This is a genomic window from Rhizobium sp. ERR 1071 (assembly GCF_007828675.1).
In the GTDB taxonomy this organism is placed as follows: Bacteria; Pseudomonadota; Alphaproteobacteria; order Rhizobiales; family Rhizobiaceae; genus Rhizobium; species Rhizobium dioscoreae.
On record NZ_VITM01000013.1, the window covers coordinates 116,138 to 122,605 of the forward strand.

A 6,468-nucleotide genomic window follows, 5' to 3' on the forward strand; every position below is an offset into this window, starting at 1 on the left:
ATACAAAGCGGCCTCAGGGTTCAGCGATCGGTCTGACAAAACGCCTTCTGCAGCGACTCAACGACGGCGCAGATTTCCGACCGCGCGACGGCATAATGGATGAGTCGCCCTTCGCGGCGCGTATCGACCAGCTTGTCCAGGCGAAGGCGTGCCAAATGCTGCGACACGACGGCCTGCGGCAGATCAAGAAGAGCCTCGAGCTCCATCACCGTTTTCTCGTGCTTGGCAAGCGTGAAGAGAATTGCCAGGCGGGTCTCATGCGATAGTGCTTTCAGCAGGGCGCTCGCCTTTCGCGCCGTGTCAGTCATTTCCTCAACATCACGTTCCGCTGCACCGCCCTGCGGTAGAGACGACGACATATGACAGCCTCTAGTAAGAAATCCCCCAGAGGTATGCTTATAATATTATCAAATCAGAAGCTGATTCAAAAAGACACGGAAAACCAAAAAAGGTCCGTTTTATCAGCAGATAAGCTGCCCGCCATTGATCTCGAGCACCTGCCCGGTGATGTAGCCGGAAAGCAGGGGCGCTGCGAGAAAGAGATAGGCGGGCGCGCAATCTTCGGGCGTTCCCAGGCGCTGGAGTGGGATCGATTTGCGCGTCTGCTCCAGCTTCTCTCTCGAGGAATAGCGCTCATGAAAATCGGTTGATATCGTGCCGGGAGAGACGCAATTGACCCGTATGCCATCAGGTGCCAGTTCGCGCGCCAGTGCTTTCGAGTAGGTTGCGACAAAGGCCTTCGAGGCGGAATAGATCGCCGATCCCGGGCTGCCGCCGGTCCGTGCCGAAATCGAAACCGTATTGACGATCGCCGCCTGCCCGGCTGCCCGCAGCAGCGGCAACAGTCCTCTCGTCACCTCCATCACGGAAGTCTGATTGAGATGAACGATCTGCTCGTATTGTTCGTCCGTAAGCTCGCCGGCTGGGAATCGCCCGACCATGGTGCCGGCATTGTTGACAAGCACGTCGATGCGGTCGAAACGCTCGCCGGCAGCGCTGACGAAATCGCGCGTGCCATTGCGGGTGGCGAAATCGCCGGCAATGAGAAAGGCGCGGCGCTCGGCTTCCGCTTCCATCAGAAAATCAGGCAAATCGCGACTGCCATCGCGGCCAACATGAACAAGGACATGGGCTCCGCAATCGAGAAACTGGCGCGCGACCTCCAGCCCGATGCCACGGCCGGCGCCGGTGACCACGACGTTGCGATTTTCGAATAGCTTCGGATGAAACACGATGACCTCCCAAACCGCACTATTCGCGCGCCGGTAATTGCGGAATTTTCACTTTATCATATGATGACGAAAAAACGAAAGAAAGGGAGCGAAAACCATGTTCCTGTCCGGGCGTCAGACAGAGATCCTCGAAATCGCCAAGGCGGAGGGCCGCGTGCTGGTGGAAGAGCTGGCGATGCGCTTCTCGGTCACGCCGCAGACCATTCGCAAGGACCTGAACGACCTCTGCGACGGCCGCGTGCTATCGCGCGTGCATGGCGGCGCGATCTTTCCCGGCGGAACCGAGAACGTGAAATATGAGGCGAGACGCTCCATCGCCGCGCCCGAAAAACAGGCGATCGGCCGCGCCGCAGCAAGCCTGATCCCCAACAACAGCTCGCTTTTCATTAATATCGGCACAACGACGGAAGCCGTCGGCGAGGCACTCCTTGGCCACCACGAACTGATGGTCATCACCAATAATATCAACGTTGCCAATAAGTTACGTATTTTCCCATCCATCGAAGTCGTGATTTCCGGCGGCGTCGTGCGCGGCTCGGATGGCGGTATCGTCGGTGAAGCCGCCGTCGACTTCATCAAGCAGTTCAAGGTGGATTACGCTGTCATCGGCGCCTCCGCGATTGACCCCGACGGCGCGCTTCTGGATTTCGATTTTCGCGAAGTGAAAGTCGCGCAGGCCATCATCGCCAATGCGCGGCACGTCATTCTCGTCGCCGACAGCACCAAATTCGAACGAACCGCTCCGGTTCGCATCGGCCATCTATCGCAGGTTCATACCTTCGTAACGGACGAATGCAGCATCGAATCCGTGCGCTCCATCGCCGCGGAACATGACGTGCATCTTGTTGAAACCTCTCGCAGACCAGCTTGATCGGCGCGCTTTCCGTCAAGAAACGTTCGTTTGACATTCGTATCTGTTTCGCTTTAGATGGATTAGTTTCGATTTTCCATCTTCAGGGGATGGCTGACCTTTGCGGAGGGGCGGGTGAGCGAGCAGGTCTACGATATTTTCGTTATCGGCGGCGGCATCAATGGCTGCGGCATTGCCCGCGATGCCGTTGGGCGCGGCTATAAGGTCGCGCTCGCCGAGATGAACGACTTCGCCTCCGGCACGTCGTCGGGCGCCACCAAGCTCATCCATGGCGGGTTGCGCTATCTCGAACATTACGAATTCCGTCTCGTGCGCGAATCGCTGATGGAGCGCGAAGTGCTCTGGGCGATGGCGCCCCATATCATCTGGCCGATGCGCTTCGTCCTGCCCTATCACAAGGGTGGCATCCGCCCGGCCTGGCTGATCCGCCTCGGCCTTTTCCTCTACGACCACCTTGGCGGACGAAAGCTGCTGCCACCGACCGCGACGCTGGACATGAAGAAGGATCCCGCGGGCAAGCCGCTGAAGGCGCTCTTCACCAAGGCTTTTGAATATTCCGACGGCTGGGTCGACGATGCCCGCATGGTGGTGCTGAATGCGCGCGATGCGGCCGATCGCGGCGCAACGATCATGCCGCGGACGAAAGTGATCTCCGCGCGCCGCGAAGGCGCGGTTTGGGCGATCGAAACGGAGAATACGATCAGCGGCGAGAAGCGCCAGTTTCGTTCGCGCATGCTGGTCAATGCCGCGGGTCCCTGGGTCGATCAGGTGCTCGCCGGTGCCTTCGGCAAGAACCAGGTACACAATGTCCGCCTCGTCCAGGGCAGCCATATCGTCGTGCGCAAGAAGTTCGATGATCCCCGCGCCTATTTCTTCCAGAACCCGGACAACCGCATCATCTTCGCCATCCCCTACGAGCAGGACTTCACGCTGATCGGCACCACGGATCGCGACTACAAGGACGATCCGAAGGATGTGAAGATCACGGCAGAGGAGACGTCCTATCTCTGCAACGCCGCCAGCGAATATTTCAAGGAGCCGGTAAAGCCCGAGGATATCGTCTGGACCTACTCGGCCGTCCGCCCGCTCTATGACGATGGCGCATCGAAGGCGCAGGAAGCCACGCGCGATTACGTGCTGAAGGTCGAAGGCGAAGAAGGCCAGGCACCGCTGCTCAATGTCTTTGGCGGCAAGCTCACCACTTATCGCCGCCTCGGCGAACATGCGCTGGAGAAGATCGGCGAGGCCATCGGCCTGAAGGGTACGCCCTGGACTGCCGGCAGTTCGCTGCCCGGCGGCGACTTTCCGGTTCGCGGCTATGAGGCCGAAGTCTCCAAGCTCAAGTCGCGCTATTCTTTCCTTGCCGATCCGCATGCCCGCCGCCTCATCCGCCGCTACGGCACACGCGCCGCCATGATCCTTGGCAACGCAAAGACGGTCGCCGATCTCGGCCGCTATTTCGGAAGCGATCTCTACGAGGCGGAAGTGCGCTACCTGATGGAACAGGAATGGGCGTATAACGCCGCAGACATCTTGTGGCGGCGCTCCAAAAAGGGTCTTTATCTTTCGAAGGAAGAAGCCGCAGCTCTCGACGGCTATATGGCAGAGAGCCACGTCCACGCCTGAGTCGCCAATTCACTCTCCGGGATCGAGCAGCCGCGGGCCTGCGCCTTCTTCGGAAAGCACATCCCACGGATTGCGCAAGGGACAGCTATCGAGCGAAAGGCAGCCGCAACCGATACAGCTGTCCAGCTGATCGCGAAGTCCCTGCAGGCGCTTGATGCGAGCGTCGAGATCGTCCTTCCACCGCTCCGAAAGCGCCTTCCAGTCGGACGCGGTCGGCGTGCGCCCCTGCGGCAGCGATTGAAGAGCCGCCTGAACCTCGGCAAGCGGAATACCGACGCGTTGGGCCACCTTGATGATGGAGACTCGCCGCAGCACTTCGCGCGGATAGCGCCGTTGGTTGCCGCTACTGCGATGGCTCTCGATCAAGCCTTTCGCCTCATAGAAATGCAGCGCCGATACGGCCACGCCGCTGCGCGCCGCCACCTCGCCAACAGTCAGCAGCTTCGGAAATTGAGCCGGATCGATTTTTCCCATTTTCGCTATTGACCTCAACTTTACTTGAGGTTTTATAACCCTGGCTCCGAACCGCGTAAAGCAGGAGCAAGACATGACAGAAAGAACCCGGCTGGCGATCATCTACGGCAGCACGCGTCCCGGCCGGCTGTGCGACCGGGTGGTCAATTGGGTTGCCCGCGAATTGGCACACTATCCGCTTATAGACATCGATCTGGTCGATCCCCTCGAATTCGATCTGCCTTTCGCACACAATCGCGAGCATCCGGGCGTCGCGGCCCTATCGGAGCGGCTTTCCGATGCCGATGCCTTCATCGTGGTCACGCCGGAATACAATCACAGCTTCACGGCCTCGCTGAAATTCGTCCTCGATCTCGTCTATGAGCCCTGGCATGGCAAACCTGTCGCCTTCGTTTCCTATGGCGGAGTTTCCGGCGGCCTGCGCGCGGTCGAACAGTTGCGGCTCGTCTTTGCCGAACTCCATACCGTCACCGTGCGCGATACTATCAGCTTCGCCAATCCGTGGGGCAGATTTGCCGAGGATGGCACATTGGAAAACCCGCTCGATGCCAGAAAATCGCTCGTTGTCATGATCGCGCGGCTGACTTGGTGGAGCAACGCCCTGAAACCGGCGCGCGCCACGCGCCCCTATCGCTCCGCCGCCGCCTGATCCTTATCCCAGTAATCCGATCTCTCGTTTCTGGCAGGTGCGGGAGATCGGTCCGACGCCCGGACCCGGCACCACGGGTCCGGGCGTCCTGCCTTCAAGGATCACGCTTGCCGAAACCGTCGCAATGACCTAACCCAATAGAAGGAGATCTCGGGCGGATACGCGAATGGAGAACGCCAAGCGGCTGGGAGGAGCGGATTTCGTGCGCGCTGTCGCATGTCTGATGGTGCTTGTTCACCATCTCGTGCTCCGAATGAATTTCTACAAAATCCCGCCGGATCTGGACATGACCTTCATAATCGCGCGCTTCGGCAATCACGGCGTCTCGGTCTTCTTCGTCCTCAGCGGTTTCCTTCTTGCACGTCCCTTCTGGCTGGCACTGGATAGAGCTCAACCCCTACCTTCGCTGAAGATCTATGCCATGCGCCGCGCCGCACGCATCCTGCCGGGTTTCTGGTTTGCCCTGACGTTCGGCTTCGTGATCAGCTTCACCATCTACGGCTTTCCGCTCGATGCAGAACTGGTCGGCCGCTATATCGCCGGTTTCTTCCTGATGAGCCAATGGCACTGGCGCACCTTTTTCCCGGTGCAAGGCGATGGGCCGCTATGGTCGATCCCCTTCGAGACGACCTGCTATGTTCTCATGCCGATCGGCTTCCTGCTGTTGTTTCATCCGAAACTGAGAACCCGTTCCATTCTTGTCAGCCGTGCGCTCTGGATCGGCATTATCGCAATATCTCTGGTCGGCCATTGGCTCGTGGTCACCTATCTTCCAACCGACAATGTCGGGCGCGGATGGCAATATGGCTTCCAGGGCGGCGCCAAGGAATGGATGCCGCGCTACAACCCGATCGGCTTCTTTGCGATATTCGCGATCGGCGCGCTCGCCGCCGGCATTCAGACACTCCTCCCAGCCCGACGCTCAGCGATCTATGACATCATCGGCGCACTCGCGATCATCATGGGCGCGTGGCAGTTGCCGCAGTCGATCGGCGGTGCTGCGGAGGGCTACGCCTGGCTCGGCATTCCCTATCAATTCCCGCTGCTTCCCCTGGCGGTCGCGATTGCGCTTTGCACGCTTCCCCAATCGCTGCTGCTGGCAAAGCTGCTCGACAATCCTGTCAGCCGTTATGTCGCCACCGTCTCCTTCGGCGTCTACATCTGGCAGGATATCGTGTTGACCTTGATGCCGCAGCTCTTTCCCTCATCCTTCGGCGCAGGCTCGGATGACGTGCTGGGCGGCTGGATCGTCTCAAGCCTGGTTGCAACCACCGTCATCTTCGCCATCGGCACGCTGAGCTATGTCCTGCTCGAACGCCCCGTCATCCATTGGGCACGGACACGGGAAAACAAACAAATGCAGCCCGTAGCTGCGTGATATAGGGCAATCGCATGTGAGGTGCGTAGACACCACAAACTCCTTCTCCCCTCGGGGAGAAGGTGGCCCGAAGGGTCGGATGAGGGGGGCGACCGATTTGGATGCGGGGATTTTCGTGCTCTTGGCAACACCCCCTCATCCGACCCTACGGGGCACCTTTGTAACTTCCCTTTCTCCGCTATTGGCGCTGTAGTGCCTGTTGCGGTGGTGGATGGAAGACCGATGCACCTTTGGGACA

At 59.5% G+C, this 6,468-nt stretch carries 7 protein-coding genes; 4 read left to right on the top strand and 3 right to left on the bottom strand.

Going from position 1 to position 6,468, the window contains the following annotated elements; genetic code table 11:
- Positions 1–20 precede the first annotated feature (20 nt).
- Both FBZ99_RS29035 and FBZ99_RS29040 read right to left on the bottom strand, forming a co-directional pair.
- Positions 21–359: an ArsR/SmtB family transcription factor gene (locus FBZ99_RS29035; protein WP_113354296.1), complete on the bottom strand. Its 339-nt coding sequence runs from the start codon at positions 357–359 to the stop codon at positions 21–23.
- A 102-nt stretch (positions 360–461) separates the two neighbouring features.
- On the bottom strand, positions 462–1,232 hold the full coding sequence (locus FBZ99_RS29040; RefSeq protein ID WP_145636331.1) for an SDR family NAD(P)-dependent oxidoreductase: 771 nt from the start codon (positions 1,230–1,232) through the stop codon (positions 462–464).
- Between the two features lie 97 nt (positions 1,233–1,329).
- Here FBZ99_RS29040 and FBZ99_RS29045 point away from each other — a divergent pair, with 97 nt between their 5' ends.
- Together FBZ99_RS29045 and glpD are read left to right on the top strand one after the other, a co-directional pair.
- The gene (locus FBZ99_RS29045) at positions 1,330–2,103 is read left to right on the top strand and encodes a DeoR/GlpR family DNA-binding transcription regulator (protein ID WP_113333658.1); all 774 of its coding nucleotides are present in this window, start codon (positions 1,330–1,332) and stop codon (positions 2,101–2,103) included.
- A gap of 114 nt (positions 2,104–2,217) precedes the next feature.
- Entirely contained in the window at positions 2,218–3,729 is a 1,512-nt protein-coding gene (gene glpD, locus FBZ99_RS29050; RefSeq protein ID WP_113421293.1) for a glycerol-3-phosphate dehydrogenase, read from the top strand.
- Positions 3,730–3,738: 9 nt separating this feature from the next.
- Here the strand turns inward: glpD and soxR are convergent, their stop codons facing one another.
- A complete protein-coding gene (gene soxR, locus FBZ99_RS29055; protein ID WP_145636333.1) occupies positions 3,739–4,203 on the bottom strand; it encodes a redox-sensitive transcriptional activator SoxR in 465 nt (154 codons plus the stop codon).
- A gap of 73 nt (positions 4,204–4,276) precedes the next feature.
- Between soxR and FBZ99_RS29060 the strand changes: the two genes are divergently transcribed.
- Both FBZ99_RS29060 and FBZ99_RS29065 read left to right on the top strand, forming a co-directional pair.
- The gene (locus tag FBZ99_RS29060; protein ID WP_113354300.1) at positions 4,277–4,852 is read left to right on the top strand and encodes an NADPH-dependent FMN reductase; all 576 of its coding nucleotides are present in this window, start codon (positions 4,277–4,279) and stop codon (positions 4,850–4,852) included.
- 166 nt (positions 4,853–5,018) lie between these two features.
- The gene (locus FBZ99_RS29065) at positions 5,019–6,230 is read left to right on the top strand and encodes an acyltransferase family protein (RefSeq protein WP_113354301.1); all 1,212 of its coding nucleotides are present in this window, start codon (positions 5,019–5,021) and stop codon (positions 6,228–6,230) included.
- Positions 6,231–6,468: the final 238 nt, after the last annotated feature.